The sequence below is a fragment of the uncultured Anaerovibrio sp. genome (assembly GCF_947302755.1).
In the GTDB taxonomy this organism is placed as follows: Bacteria; Bacillota; Negativicutes; order Selenomonadales; family Selenomonadaceae; genus Anaerovibrio.
In genome coordinates this window covers 1-17,599 of the sequence record NZ_CAMYWM010000046.1, presented here as the reverse complement: position 1 = coordinate 17,599, position 17,599 = coordinate 1, and the positions used below count along the sequence as shown (strand labels likewise).

The following is a 17,599-nucleotide window of genomic DNA, read 5'->3' as shown; positions in this document are numbered from 1 at the left end:
TGCTTCGTCTTACGGCCAATGGCAATTTCCGTGGTAAGAAGTGCAAAGCCGAAGGTCAGCAGTAAAATAAGATAAATAAGTAAAAAAAGTCCGCCGCCATCCTTGGCAGCGAGGTAAGGGAATCTCCAGATATTACCAAGGCCTACTGCAGAACCGGCAGCGGCCAGAACAAATCCAAAGGATCCACCAAAAGATTTTCTTGATTCCATAATCAAAACCTCTCTCCTTTTTAGTGTACGAGCGTAATTATATCACACTAAAAATAAAAAGTGAAGCAAATTTAAGGGGATGTGTGTAAACCTGTAACATAATTTGAAACAGAATACAGTTTCATAATAACTAGTATTTATGCACTTTTTGCCGCAATTATAAATAAAAAATGAAAAAATACGAAACAAATATGTGTACAATACACAAAGAAGTATAGTATAAAAGGTGTACATTAGGCCAATGTGAATAGACGTTAAATAAAATAAACCGAGATTACCTTTGGTAAAAGTAATTTCGGTTTATTTTATTAAAAATATTGAGCTTCAGACGGTGAAAAAACAGGCTATTGGAAATACCCCTGCTCCTTTAGATGGTTTTTTAAATTTTCTGCAAAGGACGGAATGGAGGTGGGCCGAAGGTGAATGTTGTAACCAACGTACATTGGCGGCGTGGCAAAGCGTGGCATAATCTTTACCCGCATTTGCTTTTCTACATTATAAAAAAACAGATTGTAGCTAAAATTAGGCCGCTTAAAATAGTTTTTCATAAAGGTTACGGTTTCCTTTATTAGGTCAGCCAATAAATTAAGGCTCTCCTCCCGTGGGGTAAGGGCCGCCTGCTCTGTTTCAAGGCCTGCATAGGCTTCATCATGCAATACCAGATTGTATTCGGAGAAGCCGATCCGGGGATTGGTGGAGGTATTCAGCTCCACCCCCTGTCTCTCATATATTTTCAGTCCCTCAAATTCCACCGGGTCAAACATCAGCTCCGGATCAAGCTCCGGATACCCCACAAGCTGCATATGGGGATGCTGAATGGTTCCGCCGGACATGGGACCGAAATTTTTGAAGAAAATTACTGAGCGGTATTTGCCGCAATTCAGCATCTCTATCCAATGCTTTACCCCCATATGAATTACCCGACGCATCTGCTCCTTGGGATAATCGGGGATATCCGATTTACATTGGTCAGTTTCAATAAGCACCAACTGATCGGAGGGCTCCATGACGTTATATTTGTTTTTTAATAGTATGATATTGTCATCGGTGTCAATAATATTCACCAGATGCTCAACGTCACAAAAGGGGCAGTCAATGGTGTTGGCGATCCCCTGTATGGTCCGCGGCTTCTTTACCCCAATGGTGGTGTTGAAGTTAATTATGTTGATTTCCATTTATAGACTCCTCGCGTGCTTGCAGTCTATGACTGTAAGTGATATAATTTTTTAGCATGGCTTATTATGCCATAACAGAAGAATTTACCAGCTACACCTATTATTAAAGCACAATATTGGGGTGGCGTACAACTATTTTATTACCTATGAGGGTGTGAGCAAAATTAGTACTCAGGATGTTTCTGAAAATAATAAAGATAATAAGGGTGAGTCTCTGCTGAAGGGGACCCTGATATTGACCGTGGCCGGTATTGTAGTAAAGGTAATTGGCTCCTTGAACTGGATTTTTGTCTCCCGTATTTTAGGGGGCGAAGGTATCGGCTTGTATCAGATGGCCTTTCCAATCTATTTTTTTGCTTTAAGTGTTTCGACAGCCGGCGTGCCGGTGGCGATTTCCATTATTACCGCTGAGCGGGTGGCCCTGAAGGATATTTTGGGGGCAAAGCGGGTTTTTAAGGTATCCATGTCCCTGATGTTTGTAACGGGTATTTTGTTTTCCCTGCTGACTTACTTTGGGGCCCAGTGGCTTATTGATTTCCATTTCATTCGTGATGCCCGGGCCTACTGGTCGGTAGTAGCTTTGGCACCGGCTATTTTCTTTGTTACCCTGCTGGCCAGCTCTCGGGGTTATCTTCAGGGCTGGCAGCGCATGACTCCAACGGCAGTGTCCCAGATTGTGGAGCAGATTTTCCGGGTGGTTACCATGATTATGTTTGCCAGCCTGTTTCTGCCCTATGGCCTGGATTTTGCGGCAGCGGGAGCCAGCCTGGGGGCCTTTGCCGGTGCGGTAACGGGCCTCATCGTTTTGGTATATTTCCACTGGAAGCTGGAACGGGACATTGTCAGCGAATTTGGTCATGATTTGCAGCCCCTGCCCGAAACGGCAAAAACCTCCAATTGGGGGATCATCAAGCGGATTTTCGCCCTGTCTCTGCCGGTATCCGCCGCCAGTATAATGCTGCCGGTGGTATCCAATCTGGATTTGGCAATTGTGCCACAGCGGCTGGAGGTAGCCGGATATAGTGTCAATGAGGCTACGGAGTTGTTTGGTTATTTGACTGGTATGGCCGTTCCCCTGGTTAATTTGGCCACCATTATAACGGCCTCCCTGGCGGTAAGCCTGGTACCGGCCATTTCCAAGGCCCGGGCCCTGCAGGATGCCAACCTGGTATTCAGCCAGACTGCCTCGGGAATTCGGATTTCCAATGCGGTTTGTTTTCCGGCCTTTGTAGTGGTATTTGTCTTGGCAACGCCAATTGCTTCATTAATTTATAATGCACCAAATGCTGGGCCCGCCATTATGGTGTCGGCGGTAAGTATTGTTTTGCTGGGGCTTCATCAGGTGTCCACGGCAGTGCTTCAAGGCCTGGGGCATCCGTCCATTCCGATGATTAACATGATAGTGGCGGCAGTGGCCAAGGTGGTATTGAACTGGGTGCTGGTAGCCAAGCCCTGGCTGGGGATTATGGGTGCCGCCTGGGCAACGGCAGCTGATACCGGTGTGGCCGCAATTATAAATTTATTCTTTATATATAAATATATAGGCTATCGTATGGAGCTGGCCCAGCTGTTGAAAACTATCGTGGCGGCAGCCGTTATGGCGGCGTCGGTGTGGTATTTCTATGATTATACCCTGATCCTGTGGGGAAGCAATATAATTTCGACCCTGGGGGCCTGTCTGCTGGGCTGTGTGGTATATCTTACCGTATTGCTGCTGATTGGCGGGATGATGGAGGATGATATGGCCCGCATTCCAATGATTGGTCGCTTTGGCATTAAAGCCATGCATAAGCTTGGCGTATACAAAGACTAATTCTTTTGGTTACATTTTATCCTTACAGAAAGGCTGTATTTTATAATGAAGAAACTGGTTTTGGTATATAATCCGGTATCCGGCAAGGCCGTTTTTAAGAAACGTCTTGATGAAATTATATATAAGCTGCAAAGTCGGGGCTGTATGGTAATTCCCTATCGGACGACGCCGGAAAATAAGGACCTGGTGGATTTTATAAAGCTGGCAGCACCTGATGGTATTATTGCCGCCGGCGGGGATGGTACTGTACATGAAATCGTAAATCTGATTATGAGGGAGAACCTAAAGCTGCCCATGGGTATTATTGGCACCGGTACCTCCAATGATTTTGCCACCTATCTGCGCCTGGATACCGATGAATATTTTGATCGCATTGCCTCGGGGCATACGATGAAAATTGATCTGGGCAAGGTGGGGGATACCTATTTTATTAATGTGGCCAGTGCCGGTATGGTGACCTCCATTGCCCATGAGGTGGATACCCGCCTGAAGAATGCCTTTGGGAAAATGGCCTACTATGTGCATGGGCTGAAAACCCTGCCCCAATTTCGGGCCTTTGACCTGACGGTGCGCACGGAAACCGAGGAATTTCACGAGAAGGCATTTCTCTTTTTGGTGGTTAATTCCAGCGTGGTGGCCAGCTTCAAAAATGCGGCGGTTCAGGCCAGTGTACAGGATGGGGTGCTGGATCTGATTATTATGAAGCAGTGCAACGTGGCGGATTTGATGATTGTTACCACCGAGCTGTTGGCCGGGAAGGATATTTCCCAGCGCAAGGAGGTTATTTATCGTCAGGCCTCTACCTTTGAGGTGGAGTGCTCCGAGGAGCTTACCAGCGATATTGATGGTGAGGTTGGGCCGAAGCTGCCCTTGAAGATTGAAACTGTACCCCAGGTATTGGATATCTTTTATTAATAGAATTTTAGGCGATTTGCTCCAGTTTCTTAGTATGGAAGGAGGCCCCCAGTGGTTGAGGGTGCCGGGACTGGGTGGTGAAGCATAAGGAGTAAAAAAGGGACTGCCGAGGCAGTCCCTTTAATGTAATTTGGTACAACAATTCATTTGTTGGCATGCGTTGACCTACTCCCCAGGGCTACAGCCAAGGGCTTTACGGCACCTATGGTAAGTAGTATGTGGATTAGGCCTGCGGCAAATCCTTCACCCAGCCCTTAAAGGCCTTGATAATGTTGCCGGCAGGCATGGCGGCCAGCTGCTCATCTGTAAGGTCAGCCGGAATAAGGGGGGCCAGGGTAGCAGCAGTAGCCAAGAATTCCTCCAGGGTCATGCCATCCAACAGGCCCTTTACGATTTCATAGGCCTCCTGGGGGCTCTTGGCCTCACTGAGCTTCTGGAGCATCTCCGGATTTTGCATAATGGCAGCACCTATCTGCATAAATTTTTCTGGTATCATTATTATCACATTCCTTTTATCATATTCCGTCCTCTGTATCGTTCCGAACGGTACATTTCCTTCCATATTATACCAAAGAAACAGGTATATTGGTACCTGCCGAAAAAAATTTTTATTTTGTGATGAATGTTGGAGCTTATTATGAAAAAAATTCTTTGGCTGGCCTTTAATGCCAAATTTTCCCATACCTCCCTGACCGTTCGGTATCTGCGTCAGGCGGCGGCCCAACTTAATATTGAGTCGGACATTTTGGAGCTGACCATCAATAATTATGTGCCGGATATTCTCAGTGAAATATATGCTCACCAGCCGGATATTATCGGTATTGCCTGCTATATATGGAACATTGAATTAGTAAAACATATTCTCCCACTGGTGAGGAAGGTTTTGCCCAATACCCTGATTATTTGCGGTGGCCCGGAGGTATCCTATGGCGTGGCCGAATTTATGGAGGCACAGCCCGCAGTGGATTTTGTAATTCGGGGAGAGGGCGAGGAGGCTATATGCGAGCTGTTGGAGCTCCTTATTAATCAGCAGGCTGTTAATAAGGATCGAAGGCTTACGGCTGTCCCGATAAATCCCGGCATTGCCTGGCGGGAAGGGGCCCTGGAGACGGGCTCCGGGGCGGTAATTCACGAAGGACAGGCGGTAACGGTTATGGATAAGCTTGAACCTTCTGTACTGAGGCTCCCCTTTCCGTATATTGAGGCGGAAATGGCGGAAATCAGGGAGAAAATTCTTTACTATGAAACCTCCCGGGGCTGCCCCTTTTCCTGCGCCTATTGCCTGTCCTGTGCTACAGCCGGGGTTCGCTACCGGCTCCTGGCGGAGGTCTTGGGGGAGCTGGACTTTTTTGTGGCCCATGACGTGCGTCAGGTAAAATTTGTGGACCGGACCTTTAACGCCAAAAAGGCCCATTTCCTGCCCATAATCCAATATATCAGGAATTTGCCTCCGGCCTGCCGCACCAATTTTCATTTTGAGGTGGCCGTGGATTATCTTGATGGGGAAACCATCGCGCTGCTGCAATCCATGCCCAGGGGCCGGGTGCAGCTGGAAATCGGGGTTCAGACCACCAATAAAGCGGTTTTGAGGCGCATTTCCCGGGTAAATCACTGGGAGGATATTTGCCGCAATATAAAGGCCCTGCAGAAGAACCATAATATGCATATTCATACGGATTTGATCATCGGCCTCCCCGGAGAGGATTTGGCCTCCTTTGGCCGCTCCTTTAACGATTTGTACCGCCTGCACACGGATATGCTGCAGCTGGGCTTTTTGAAATTTCTAAAGGGCTCCGCCATGATGGATATGGTGGCGGACTATCACTATGAATATATGGATATTGGTCCCTACGAGGTATTGTCCAATGCTGTGCTGGACTATGGGGAAATTCGTTGGCTCCATATTTTTGAGCAGGTGTTTGAGCTGTATTATAATGGGGGCCGCTGCCTGAGGGCCACGGAATATCTGATTGAGCACTTCTTTGGCGGGGATGCCTTCCAGTTCTATTCCCGCTTTACCGATTATTGGGAAAAGCTGGGAAATCATAGGCGGGCCGTCAGTGCCAAACAGCTTTATGGTTATCTGTGGGAGTTCTTTGAAATGGTTTTAAAGGCCGATGTGGGCAATGGTCCGCCGGCTGGCGCAATAGATTGGTCGGCAGAGACCCACCGGGATAAGTCGGGCCAGAACCATCGGGATAGGTCGGCCCAGACCCATCGCCTCATTATGGACAATCTCATGCGGTTTGACGCCCTTACGGCAGACAGCGGCCAGAACCGGCCTGACTTCCTGCATTGGAACAGGGAAAAATATCAAGCGCAGACAGCGGCCTTTTGGCGGGATAAGCTGCCCAATGGCCAGGGGGCTTCTGCTGTTCTTGAGGGATTTAAATTCACCAACTGGCGTGAGCTGAACAAAAAATACCATATCGAGATATTTGATGTCCCACAGTCCAAGGCCCTGCTGTTTATTTACGAGAGACGGGTATTTGACCGGGTAATGGAGCTTAATCTGACGTTACAAGTCAAGAAAACTGATTAGTTTTCATCTTATCGCGGGCAGTAGACCTGACTTCTATAAGTCGGGGAGGAATGCCCACTCCTTCCTTTAAAAAAATACAATAGATTTCACAACTACCGCAGGGACTGCGGAAAGTTACGCCTGTGGAGAGTGTGTAAGACGAATATATTCCCTTTGGAATATATCGCAGTTCTCGACGAATCAGGAAGCTTCCACTTCTATAAGTGGGGGAGTTCACTAATAACAACAATGGAGGATTCAAAGAGAAGGACGCCATGGCTTTTGCCACTGCTGCTACAGGTGGTGCCGCTGGAGCATTGACAGCAGCTAAGGAATTGGCTACATATATGATCCTAATACAGGGAAAGTATATAAGGATGGTTCAGACGGCAAAGCCCAGGATGCTGGCAGTGACAGTAAGAATGAAATTCCTTCGGGTTCCTCAACCGGGGATACGAAAGGGGAATTATCAGCCACAGGATATGGCCGAAAAGATGAATAAGGCCAAAAACAAGGAGGATGATAAGGCAGAAGACAAGGCAAATGAGGCATCTGAGCAGACTGTTGGTAATGGTGATACAGCTACCGGAGCCAGTGAGCAAAGTGCTAATACTGACACCGCTGCCGGAAGCATAAGACAGAATGCTCCGCAAGCTGCATCCGGCGGCAATAGTGGCGGTCCAAGTGGGCCAAGTCAAAGTCAGTCAAACCGTTCAGGCAGTGGTGGAGGCGGCCGAGCCGCTTACCTTGCCAAGGCGTTGTTGATGTCTACCTCGGCAGGGAGTATTATAGAAGCCTACGGTAAGGGCAGAAACTTGGCTGGCGGTTTTGACAAAGCTATTCATGGGGAAACCAGAGAACAAGAAACACAACCGCAATTACAACAAGTTGTTTCACAAGTCGCCCAAATTCATGAGGCAATTACTTTATTGGGGCAGGACTATTATAATAGGCAGACTCAACAGCCTAACAATAATGGGAATGACGATGAACATTCCCGTGATTAAAACAAAGGAGGATAGCCTTCATTGGCTATCCTCTTTAATTTGAGTAGAAAATAGATATTTGTTATAATGCAACATAAGAGGCATTGATGTCATCGGTTCCTTCCCATCCTTTATGGGGAGGTGATGCTATGAGCAAATACGAAAAGCTATCCTTGTTGATAGCCCTGCTAAATCTCTTAGTATCATTTCTAGGGTTTTTCAGAAAGTAATCTTCTGTAAGTAAAAACGGAACCGGTTGTGTGCCGGTTCCTAAACGATTTATTTCGGAGGGAGCTGATGGTGCAAACATCAACTGCCTCTTTTCTTATACTTATTTTATCACTAATAGAGTACGTTGGCAATTATCTGGTAATCCCTTTATCCTTTTTCTGCTCATTATAAAGTCTATTTTGTAATCCAGCAACCTGTGCTTTCAAATCGTTAATTTCAGATTTTAAATCATCCATTTGGGCAGCTCGATTATTAAGGGATCTAATAACTTCATTAAATCTCCCAGTTTCCCAATCTCTCATTTCAGAAACCATCTGAAGGAGAGTGAGGCTTGCATTCAGGCTAGAATCCGCAGCTTTAGCAGCCTCTCGTGCTTCACCAGCTGCTCTAAAAGAAAAAGTATCAGCAAAATCACCCATATCTATCATCCTTTCTTATTATCGTGTTAATTATCAATATTTTAAATTACTCTTTTTGTATACTTTACTTCGATGTTCTATGTGTATAGCTAAAACAATGTATTTATCATCTTTAATTTTTGCAACAATTCTAAAATTTTCAACCCTATATCTCCATAAACCACCTAAATTTCCTGTCAAAGGTTCACATAGGGGATTTGCCAGGGTAGTATTTTGCAAGTTCTGCTTGATTTAGATCAAATGTAAATAATAATCTTTTCATACTAACTCCATCAACTTACAGCCTCTAAAATAGTTTTCCTACAAGATTCTTCACCTTCCTCATCAATCCAAATAGCATCTAATAAGAAATTTTTTATTAATGAGGATAATTCAACACCTCTTTTTTGTCGTTCAGGAGGGAATTTGGACCAATGGGCGAAATTTTATCGTTTATACTATACCGAAATATTATACTAACCATAAGAAAATTGTACTATTTTACAAAATGAAGCAATGAATTTATATTTAGGAGGTGTGTAGTATGGAATTATCCCATGAAATGAAAGAGATGGTATTTCAGCCAGTTTCTATGTCATCATTATTTAAAAAGTATGGTCTGCTAATTGGCTTTATGGCAATGGCCGCTATCTTTATGCTGCCAACCCCGGCGGACCTTACCACAGCCGGGCATCGTATGCTGGGGATATTGGTATTTGCGGTTATTATCTGGATTACAGAAACGGTATCATATCCAGTCAGTGCCACTATTATCGCCACTTTAATGCTTCTGTGTCTGGGCCTGTCCCCGAACCCGCAGGACCCCACAGCTCTTATGGGTACATCCAGCGCAATTAAAACAGCTTTTACGGGAATTAGCGCCAGCGGAACGGTTCTGGTAGGGGCGGCCCTGTTTTTGGCAGCCGGCATGATGCACACGGGACTGGACAAGCGGATAGCCCTGTTTGTTCTGTCCAAGGTGGGAGCAAAGACCAACAGGATTTTGGCAGGTATGATTTTTGTAGGCTTTGTACTGGCCTTCTTCGTTCCTAGTACCACAGCCCGTGTAGGCTGTATAGTCCCAATCGTTCTCGGTATTATCGCTGCCTTTAAGATGGAGCGGAACAGCCGCTTTGCCGCCCTTTTGATGATTGCCACAGTGCATGCGGCCAGTATCTGGAATATCGGTATCAAGACAGCAGCGGCCCAGAACATGGTAGCCCTTGGATTTATCGACAAGCAGCTGGGAGCCAACATTACCTGGACTGAGTGGTTTATCGCAGCGGCCCCTTATGCCGCCATTATGTCTGTAGTTCTATATTTTCTTTGCTGGAAGATTTTGCCACCGGAGATGAACGAGGTGGCTGGCGGGGATGCCACAGTTAAGGAGGCGCGGAAGGAATTGGGTCCAATGAAGACCTCTGAGAAGAAGCTGATGCTGATTTCCATTGGCTTGCTGTTCCTCTGGGTAACAGAAAAAATCCTTCATCCGTTGGATACCACCACCTCCACAGTAATCGCCATTACATTAATGTTTATGCCGGGAATCGGTATAATGACCTGGAAGGAAGCACAGTCCCGTATTTCCTGGGGTACCTTGGTACTGTTCGGCATTGGTATCAGTATGGGTTCTGCCCTGCTGTCAACCCAGGCAGCCTCCTGGTTGGCCAATCAGCTCTCCATGGGCTTTGGCCTGGCCGGTATGAGCTTATTTATGGTATTTGCCATTTTGGCTCTGTTCCTTATCGTTGTACATATAGGCTTTGCCAGTGCCACAGCTGTAGCCTCCTCCATGATTCCAATAATGATCGCAGTGCTGCAGGGCTTGGATAATCCTTTGCTGAATATTGTGGGCATTACCATGGTATTGCAGTTTGTAGTCAGCTTCGGCTTTATTTTGCCGGTTAATTCCCCACAGGGTATTTTGGCCTTTGCTACTGAGACCTTTACGGCCAAGGATTGCATCAAGGTTGGCTTGCCAATTACCATTATCGGTTACCTGCTGTTGTTGTTATTCTCACAGACTTATTGGAGGTTCTTGGGGATTTTCTGATAAGTATACAACCCAAAAAATAAAATAGGTTTTATTCCTAAAGGGGAGGAAGCTGGGCTTTCTCCCTTTAGTTAATTGAATTGCACTGTTGCAAATGATAGAATAAAAGCTGGTAGGAAGGCAGGCTTTTGTACAGGAAAGGGTGATGATAGATGCTGCGTACAGTGATAGTTGATGACGAGCAGCCTATTTGCGATGATATTGCGTATTTGCTGGAGGCCCATCCGGAGGTTCAGGTGGTGGCCACCTTCCAACAAAGTCAGCAGGCCTTGGCTTATCTGCAGCAAAATCCCTGCGACCTCCTATTTTTGGATATAAAAATGCCGGGTATGAGCGGACTGGAATTTGCCGAGTGTTTGAGCACCTTAAAATTAAATATTATGATTATTTTTGTCACAGCTTATGAGGAATATGCCCTGCCGGCCTTTGAAACCTCTGCAGTGGCCTATCTTACCAAGCCATTGGGACAGGCGAGGCTCACCAAGGCTCTAAAAAAGGTGCAGTCTCTCTTTTCTTTGGTTGAAAATAATGAATCAACGGGGCGGGTCGTGTCTGCTGCAGAGACACATCATTATCATCCCATAAGTGTGCAAAAGGGTGAGGCACTGGTTCCTGTTCAGCAGCGGGATATTCTGCTGGCCTATGTTAAGGAAAAACTGGTTTTCCTGCGTACTGGGGAGGGGGATTTTCAGCTGTCCATGACCTTGGCGGAATTGGAGGAGCTGTTGGATCCGGAGCTGTTTTTGCGGGTCCATCGGCAATATATAGTGAACACTGAGGCTATAGTCAAGGTTATTCCCTGGTTCCACGGCTCTTACGTTTTGAATTTGAGAGATGGAGCTGGTACGGAAATACCAGTCAGCCGCAAGCATATATCAGAGGTACGACAGGTCTTGGGAATCAAGTGAGATTGAGATACCAGGGGGATTGGAAGTGATATCATGGAGTTATTGTTTGATTTACTGGGAGATGTGTGCATTTCCACGATAGCAGCCTATTTGTTGGGGCGTAATCGCAAGGCCATGACCATGGCCACGAAACCAGTGACGTGGAAGTCCTGGGCGGTATTTACGACAGTATTTTCATTGTTATCCATCATTTCATCATATTATGGCACCCGTCTGGAGGGGGCTCTGGCCAGTACCCGTATAGTGGGAACCCTTATGGGAGGCATAATTGGCGGTCCCTGGGTAGGAGCCAGCGTGGGATTGATTGGTGCCCTTCATCGTTACAGTCTGGGAGGCTTTACCGCCTCCTCCTGTGCGGTGGCTACCTTTATGGTGGGGATTATGGCTGGCTTGCTGCGGCAAAGGGTGGGCTTCCATCGGTTGGATTGGCGTATGGCGGCGGGGATGGCTTTGATGGCAGAGCTTATTCAAAAGGGATTGACCCTGGCCTTTGCCAAGCCCTTTGAGGCGGCCCTGGCCTTTGAGAAAGCTGCAGCAATTCCTACCACCATGGTAACAATAGTAGGAACCACCCTGTTTGTAATGATTTTAAAGGATATGCAGCTCCAATCCGAGCTGAGCGGAGCACGATCGGCTCACTTGGCCCTGTCCATAGCCGGGAAGACCTTGAAATGGCTGCGGTCAGGACTGTCCAATGACAGTGCCCAAAGGGTGGTGGAGCTGATTTACCATCTGACCAAGGTGGATGCCGTTTCCATAACAGATGACAAGAAGATTTTGGCCTTTATCGGCGTAAGCAATGACCATCATTTGCCAGGAGGGAAAATTTTATCTCCGGCTACCACGGAAGCCCTTACTACAAGGGAAATTGTGGTATTTCAGGATGGGGCCCAATGTCCGGAGCCACATTGCCCCCTGGTGTGTGGCGTAGTGGCACCCTTAATGCCCAAGGACAAGGCTGTAGGCACCTTAAAGCTGTATCGGAGCCACAAAAACAGCCTGTCAATGTCTGAGGTGCAGCTGGTAAAGGATTTGGCCCAGTTCCTGTCCCGTCAGCTGGCTATTCATGAGCTGGATCAGCAGAAGACATTGGCGGAACGGGCGGAATTAAAGGCCTTGCGGGCCCAGATAAATCCACATTTCCTATTCAACACTTTATCCAATATAATGTCTTTCTGCCGAACGGCACCGGACACGGCCCGTATGCTGCTGGAGGAGCTGTCGGAAATGCTCCATTTCAGCTTTGCCAAGCATGAGGACAAGGTGACGGTGGAGGAGGAATTCTCCAGTGTAGCCGCCTATATTGAGATTTTAAAGGTTCGCTTTGGTTCACGCTTATCGGTAAATCTTGACGTGAATCCTGCCATAGAAGCATACCTGTTACCAACCTTTTCCCTGCAGCCTATAGTAGAGAATGCCCTGCTGCATGGGCTGTTTTCCAAACCGGCTGACTGCCAGCTGGATATCAGCATTAAGGCTGAGGCTGATAAGCTGGTGGTGCGGGTGGCGGATAATGGCATTGGCATGACAGAGGAGGAGCGGCAGAAGCTGATGGAGGATAAGACTGGGGGCATTGGATTATCCAATGTGCGTCATCGCATTGCCAGCCTGTATTCCGGCCGGGGCAGCTTGGAGCTTCATTCCCAAAAGGGTGAAGGTACCGAAGTTATCTATAAAATTCCATTGGAGAGAAAATAATTTATGACTGACTCAGTATACAATACATTTTCTGAATACTTGATAAATCGCTATGGGGAGAAGACTTATAAATTGCCCATAGCCCTTAATCCATCATATATTGATGATAATGGGGTGACGCAAAGCTGGACCTGTCCCAACAGGGATGGAAGCCGGGGCGTGGGGGGGTGTAGCTTTTGCGGGGAAATTGGCGCAGGGTACGAAAATCTCCCGGCGGAAATGAGCATTACGGAGCAAATAGCTGCCAACAAGGCCCATATCGTACCCAAATACAAGGCCACTAAGTTTATTCCTTATTTTCAAAATTTCACCAATACCTATATGCCCCTGGAGCAATTTGCAGGCTTCTTGCAGGAAGCGGCCCAGGCGGAGGGGGTAGTGGCGGTATATATTGCCACCAGGCCCGATTGTGTACGGGAGGATTATTTGCAGGTAATGCAGGATATGGCCCGTAAATACAATATAGATATTTGTGTGGAGCTGGGGCTTCAGACGGTAAATTACCATACCTTGGATAAAATCAACCGGGGCCACAGTCTGGCGGAATTTATTGACGCTGTTTTACGGGTAAAAAAATATGGGCTGCAGACCTGTGCCCATTTAATCCTGAATTTGCCCTGGGATACGGATCGGGATGCCAGGGAGGCGGCCCATATAATGTCGGCTCTCCGGCTGGATCAGGTAAAGCTCCATGCTCTTTACATCGTAAATGGTACGGTCATGGCGAAGCAGTACGAAAAGGGGGAGCTGGAGCTTATTGGCCGGGACGAATACCAAAGGCGGGTAATTCTCTTTTTGCGCCATCTGTCTCCGGATATTGTGTTGCAGCGGCTAATAGGCCGGGCCCCGGCGGAAAACACCCTGTTTAGCAACTGGTCCACCGGCTGGTTCAAAATCCGTGACGGCATTATCCGCCAGATGGAGGAACAGGGCCTTAGGCAGGGGGATTGCTGTGATTACTTGAACGGTGCCGCCCTGAAACAATTCAGCGGCTAAGGGGCAGCCGCATTCAGGGAGAGCATAAGGCTCCAACTGAATGGGGCTTTTTTATTCGCTGCTAAGAGGGGCTGGTGCTCCGTTCCTTTATTCGTTGTTAAGAGGGGCTGGTGCTCCGTTCCTTGAGGTGGAGGTTAAACCGCCCTTCGCCCTGGGTAGAATTCAACTAAATTCAGATGGAGTTATAGCTCCACCTGAATAAGTTATCATTTTATGGCCCAGCGCAGCTTGGTGGAGTGGGCCCGGCTGTTGTTATAGCATTCCTCCCTGCTGGGACGGATAACCTGGGGGGCAATATCACGATATATACCCGCCCGTTTTAGAGACTGAAAGGCTTTTTTTACGATGCGGTCCTCCCCGGAATGGAAGGTGAGAATGGCTGCCCGGCCGCCCTCCCGCAGGGCATCAGGCAGCTTTTCCATGAATTCGTAGAGAACCTCAAATTCGTGGTTTACATCAATGCGCAGGGCCTGGAACACTCTGGCACTGGATTTTCTTATGGCCAGCTCTCGGTCCTCCTTGGGCATTTTGATCCTTTGCAGGGCCTTGACAATTTCTTCGTGCAGGGCCCGGGTGGTGGCTATTTTGATGCCCCGTTTTAAATCGTTGTATATTTGGCGGGCTATTTCCTCGGCATAGGGCTCGTCGGCGTTTTCGATGAACATGCCCGCCAGCTCATCCCGGCTGACCTCCAGCAGGCGCTGGGCGGCTGTTTGGCCACTTTGGGAATTTAACCGCAAATCCAATGGCCCATCAGCCTTATAGGTGAATCCCCGCTCCGGGTTATCGATTTGCATGGAGGAGACTCCCAGGTCGGCCAACACAAAATCAAAGCCACCTACCTCCTGGGCTAGCTGGTCGATTTCACAAAAATTCATAAGCCGTGGCGTCCAAATATCTTTCCCATAGCCCTCCTGCCGCAGCCGGGCTTCCGTTTTGGCTTCTTCAATGGCATCCACATCGCCACTGTAAAGATGGCCCCTTCCCTGCAGCTGGTCCAGCATAGCCTTGGTGTGTCCACCGTAGCCCAGGGTGCCGTCAAAGCCCTGTTCCCCTGGCTGTATGGCCAATACCTCCAGAATTTCCTTTACCATAATTGGAATATGCATGCCCGCCGGGGTATTTCCCTTGGCCATAACATGCTGTATTTCGTCGCCGTATTTTTCCGGATTTAGTTCCTTATATTTTTCGCTAAATTTTTTGGGATATTTCCCACTGTAGCGAACCCGCCGCTTATGCACCGTTCCCGGCTCCTGAGCCGATATATTTTCCGTCGGATTATTCGTGCTATTTGTGTCCATATTTGCTCCTTCGCTTTACCTTCAAAAATTCCTTGTCTGCTGTCCCCAAAAATTATATCAAAATTTCCCGGGGGGTGGCAATTCGGGGGAGTTTCATCTATATTGGCCGTGCCAGGTCTGTCCTGGAGCTGGAGATCGTCAAGGAAGAAGGGGAGATGGAGGAGGCGGCCCGAGGAGCACTGGCCCAAATCGAGGCAAAGGCTTATCCCGCCCAATTATCCCGGCAGGGGGTGAGGGCGGTATGGAGGTACGGCATTGCCTTCTGTGGAAAAAAGATGTGGCTGGCTCAGGACTGAGGGAACTGTAACCTGCACCCACCTCGGCGACTGGTTCGCCCCCCTTGACTATGCCCAACCCATCGGCTCCCACCAGCTTATGTCCAAGGATGCAGAGAGCCGTGGCAGAATTTGGTTCATAGCCGGGAAGGTGTTCTGACGGAATTTGATAGAAAACTTCGTGCGAAACGGTGTTTCGCACTACGCCCTTACAACGAAATCTAAAGCTCATCTGTTGATTCGCTAAGATTTCGTAGTAAACTTCGTGCGAAACGTTATTCGCACTACGCCCTTACAACGAAATCTAAAGCTCATCTGTATCCTTCGGATTTGATTCGCTAAGATTTCGTAGTAAAAAGGGCCTCCCTGTGCTAGAATTTAGGCATAGGGAGGCTTTTGACTATTATTCAAGGGGGCATGAGGTATGGAAGCATTGGCAGATTATCAGAAGTCTGAGCTGATTGACGGGGTGGTGTATGATATGAGCCCCGCCAATATGAAGCACATCTTCATACAGGGGAATTTGTTCACCATCATCAGGAACTTTCTCAGGGGCAAGCGTTGCAAAGTGATGTTTGAGGCAGAGGTACGTTTCGATGAAAAAAATAAATTTATCCCAGACCTTGCCATTGTCTGCCGGCCTGAGCAGATAAAGAGCAGCTACATCCACGGTGCTCCGGATTTTGTGGCAGAGGTGCTGTCCCGCAGCACCAAGAAGCGTGACCTGACGGTGAAGATGCGCGTTTATGAGAAATACGGGGTCAAGGAATACTGGATCATCGACCCCAAGGCGGAGTCCATTGATGTATATTTGTTGAAGGATGGGAAGCTTGAGCTTGAGGAAACCTACCATAACATATCTGAGGAGGAGTGGGAGGAACTCAGCGAGGAGGACAGAGCCCAGGAGCGGCTATCGCTGAAGCTCAGCCTTTATGATGAACTGGAGATAAAGGTCAAGGAAGTATTTGAAATCTGAAACTTTCCCCTTGGTAATAGCGTCATATGATGATATAATTTTCCCAAGCTGTAATTGCCTCAAATGGAGGCCTATTTAAGGGGGATGATGAAATGTACAGATGTTTATTAATGCTGGTATCGCTGCTGGTGTTTAGCACAGGTATGTGCTTTGCCCAACGGGGGCCGGCGGAGGCTGTGCCGGGCGGCCAGGGAACGGAAATAAAGGAAGCTGATATATTGCCCCATCAGCACACTTCAGCCTGTGAGCTGACAGCTGCTGAGCCGGTACAGATTATCTGTATCCTTGACCGGTCCGGTTCAATGAGACATTTAGCCGGGGACACCATAGGCGGCTATAACTCGTTCCTGGATAAGCAGCGGCAGGAAAAGGGCCGTGCTGAGGTTACCACCGTTTTGTTTGACGACCAATATGAAAAGCTGGTGGATGGCAAGGATATAAAAAAGGTGCCGGAGCTGACCGATAAGGAATATTATGCCAGAGGGATGACCGCCCTGTTGGATGCAGTGGGCAGAACGGTAACAGATACATTTGGCAAAATGAATAAGGAGGGTATTTGCCCTGCCAAACGCCGCGTATTATTTTTCATAATGACTGATGGCAAGGAAAACAACAGCGTGGAATATACCAAGGCAGCTGTAAAGGCAATGATAGAGAAGGCTACCCAGGAGTACAAGTGGAATTTTATCTTTATGGGAGCAAATATCGATTCGGTATCTGAGGCGGCTTCCATCGGTATTACCGCAGACCATGCAGTAAATTTTGACCATAATGGGGCTGGGGTAAGACAATCCTTCGAGCTTATGGATGCGGCAGCCAAGGAAATGAGAGAAGAGGGCAGTGTTGGCGAAGATTGGAAGAGGGCCAATTAAAATCATGAGCGGTGTGCCCTATCGGGCTTTTGTGCTCAGCTCCTTGATTAGATGGCGGATAAATTCCTGACATTTACCGCAGGAGGTGCCAAAACGGAGCTTTTCCTGCAGGTCCTCATAATTGGTATAGCCCGCCTTTATGGCAGCCTCAAGCATGCCATAGGTTATACTTTTGCAATGACAGGCTTCTTTGCTTTTGTTCATGCAGCTTACCTCACTGATTAGTATTTGTTGAATTTGTTCGTTAATAGAGAAAAACCTCGAGTCCCTTA

19 protein-coding genes and 1 pseudogene are annotated in these 17,599 nt (G+C 47.7%); 12 read left to right on the top strand and 8 right to left on the bottom strand.

Annotation, left to right across the window (positions count from 1 at the left end):
- Positions 1-209, bottom strand: a pseudogene (locus Q0Y54_RS06215) (sodium-dependent transporter); the annotation flags it as partial.
- A 344-nt stretch (positions 210-553) separates the two neighbouring features.
- Positions 554-1,384: a DUF4931 domain-containing protein gene (locus Q0Y54_RS06210; protein ID WP_297965357.1), complete on the bottom strand. Its 831-nt coding sequence runs from the start codon at positions 1,382-1,384 to the stop codon at positions 554-556.
- A 154-nt stretch (positions 1,385-1,538) separates the two neighbouring features.
- Here Q0Y54_RS06210 and Q0Y54_RS06205 point away from each other — a divergent pair, with 154 nt between their 5' ends.
- On the top strand, positions 1,539-3,197 hold the full coding sequence (locus Q0Y54_RS06205; RefSeq protein ID WP_297965355.1) for a polysaccharide biosynthesis protein: 1,659 nt from the start codon (positions 1,539-1,541) through the stop codon (positions 3,195-3,197).
- A gap of 45 nt (positions 3,198-3,242) precedes the next feature.
- On the top strand, positions 3,243-4,112 hold the full coding sequence (locus Q0Y54_RS06200) for a diacylglycerol kinase family protein (protein WP_297965353.1): 870 nt from the start codon (positions 3,243-3,245) through the stop codon (positions 4,110-4,112).
- Between the two features lie 223 nt (positions 4,113-4,335).
- Here Q0Y54_RS06200 and Q0Y54_RS06195 read toward each other — a convergent pair whose 3' ends face one another.
- The gene (locus Q0Y54_RS06195) at positions 4,336-4,608 is read right to left on the bottom strand and encodes a hypothetical protein (protein WP_297965351.1); all 273 of its coding nucleotides are present in this window, start codon (positions 4,606-4,608) and stop codon (positions 4,336-4,338) included.
- 141 nt (positions 4,609-4,749) lie between these two features.
- On the opposite strand from Q0Y54_RS06195, the gene Q0Y54_RS06190 reads away from it, so the two are divergent.
- Positions 4,750-6,654: a B12-binding domain-containing radical SAM protein gene (locus Q0Y54_RS06190; RefSeq protein ID WP_297965349.1), complete on the top strand. Its 1,905-nt coding sequence runs from the start codon at positions 4,750-4,752 to the stop codon at positions 6,652-6,654.
- 203 nt (positions 6,655-6,857) lie between these two features.
- Positions 6,858-7,640 carry a hypothetical protein gene (locus Q0Y54_RS06185; protein WP_297965347.1) on the top strand — a complete coding sequence of 261 codons (783 nt, stop codon included), beginning with the start codon at positions 6,858-6,860 and terminating at the stop codon, positions 7,638-7,640.
- Between the two features lie 61 nt (positions 7,641-7,701).
- Here the strand turns inward: Q0Y54_RS06185 and Q0Y54_RS06180 are convergent, their stop codons facing one another.
- From Q0Y54_RS06180 to Q0Y54_RS12635, 3 genes are read right to left on the bottom strand one after another with little or no spacing between them, the layout of a single operon-like run.
- Complete coding sequence (locus Q0Y54_RS06180) at positions 7,702-7,929, bottom strand: hypothetical protein (protein ID WP_297965344.1); 228 nt, start codon at positions 7,927-7,929, stop codon at positions 7,702-7,704.
- Between the two features lie 52 nt (positions 7,930-7,981).
- Complete coding sequence (locus tag Q0Y54_RS06175; RefSeq protein ID WP_297965342.1) at positions 7,982-8,269, bottom strand: hypothetical protein; 288 nt, start codon at positions 8,267-8,269, stop codon at positions 7,982-7,984.
- A 33-nt stretch (positions 8,270-8,302) separates the two neighbouring features.
- A complete protein-coding gene (locus tag Q0Y54_RS12635) occupies positions 8,303-8,488 on the bottom strand; it encodes a type II toxin-antitoxin system RelE/ParE family toxin (RefSeq protein WP_366072383.1) in 186 nt (61 codons plus the stop codon).
- 304 nt (positions 8,489-8,792) lie between these two features.
- Between Q0Y54_RS12635 and Q0Y54_RS06170 the strand changes: the two genes are divergently transcribed.
- The 4 genes from Q0Y54_RS06170 (at position 8,793) to Q0Y54_RS06155 (ending at position 13,903) form a co-directional block, all read left to right on the top strand.
- Entirely contained in the window at positions 8,793-10,301 is a 1,509-nt protein-coding gene (locus Q0Y54_RS06170; protein WP_297965340.1) for a DASS family sodium-coupled anion symporter, read from the top strand.
- Between the two features lie 152 nt (positions 10,302-10,453).
- Positions 10,454-11,209, top strand: coding sequence for a LytTR family DNA-binding domain-containing protein (locus tag Q0Y54_RS06165; protein ID WP_297965338.1), 756 nt, complete (start codon positions 10,454-10,456; stop codon positions 11,207-11,209).
- A gap of 33 nt (positions 11,210-11,242) precedes the next feature.
- Positions 11,243-12,907 (top strand): LytS/YhcK type 5TM receptor domain-containing protein, encoded by a 1,665-nt coding sequence (locus Q0Y54_RS06160; RefSeq protein ID WP_297965336.1) that lies wholly within the window; start codon positions 11,243-11,245, stop codon positions 12,905-12,907.
- A 3-nt stretch (positions 12,908-12,910) separates the two neighbouring features.
- Positions 12,911-13,903 carry a TIGR01212 family radical SAM protein gene (locus Q0Y54_RS06155; RefSeq protein ID WP_297965334.1) on the top strand — a complete coding sequence of 331 codons (993 nt, stop codon included), beginning with the start codon at positions 12,911-12,913 and terminating at the stop codon, positions 13,901-13,903.
- 206 nt (positions 13,904-14,109) lie between these two features.
- Here the strand turns inward: Q0Y54_RS06155 and rsmH are convergent, their stop codons facing one another.
- Positions 14,110-15,204, bottom strand: coding sequence for a 16S rRNA (cytosine(1402)-N(4))-methyltransferase RsmH (gene rsmH, locus Q0Y54_RS06150; RefSeq protein ID WP_297965332.1), 1,095 nt, complete (start codon positions 15,202-15,204; stop codon positions 14,110-14,112).
- Between the two features lie 74 nt (positions 15,205-15,278).
- Between rsmH and Q0Y54_RS06145 the strand changes: the two genes are divergently transcribed.
- The 4 genes from Q0Y54_RS06145 (at position 15,279) to Q0Y54_RS06130 (ending at position 17,327) form a co-directional block, all read left to right on the top strand.
- Complete coding sequence (locus tag Q0Y54_RS06145; RefSeq protein ID WP_297965330.1) at positions 15,279-15,500, top strand: PD-(D/E)XK nuclease domain-containing protein; 222 nt, start codon at positions 15,279-15,281, stop codon at positions 15,498-15,500.
- Positions 15,460-15,639, top strand: coding sequence for a hypothetical protein (locus Q0Y54_RS06140; RefSeq protein ID WP_297965359.1), 180 nt, complete (start codon positions 15,460-15,462; stop codon positions 15,637-15,639). Before Q0Y54_RS06145 ends, Q0Y54_RS06140 begins: the two co-directional genes overlap by 41 nt.
- A 264-nt stretch (positions 15,640-15,903) precedes the next feature.
- A complete protein-coding gene (locus tag Q0Y54_RS06135; protein ID WP_297965328.1) occupies positions 15,904-16,455 on the top strand; it encodes a Uma2 family endonuclease in 552 nt (183 codons plus the stop codon).
- Between the two features lie 92 nt (positions 16,456-16,547).
- A complete protein-coding gene (locus tag Q0Y54_RS06130; RefSeq protein ID WP_297965325.1) occupies positions 16,548-17,327 on the top strand; it encodes a VWA domain-containing protein in 780 nt (259 codons plus the stop codon).
- Between the two features lie 18 nt (positions 17,328-17,345).
- On the opposite strand, the gene Q0Y54_RS06125 is transcribed toward Q0Y54_RS06130, so the two are convergent.
- Positions 17,346-17,531, bottom strand: coding sequence for a (2Fe-2S)-binding protein (locus Q0Y54_RS06125; protein ID WP_297965323.1), 186 nt, complete (start codon positions 17,529-17,531; stop codon positions 17,346-17,348).
- Positions 17,532-17,599: the final 68 nt, after the last annotated feature.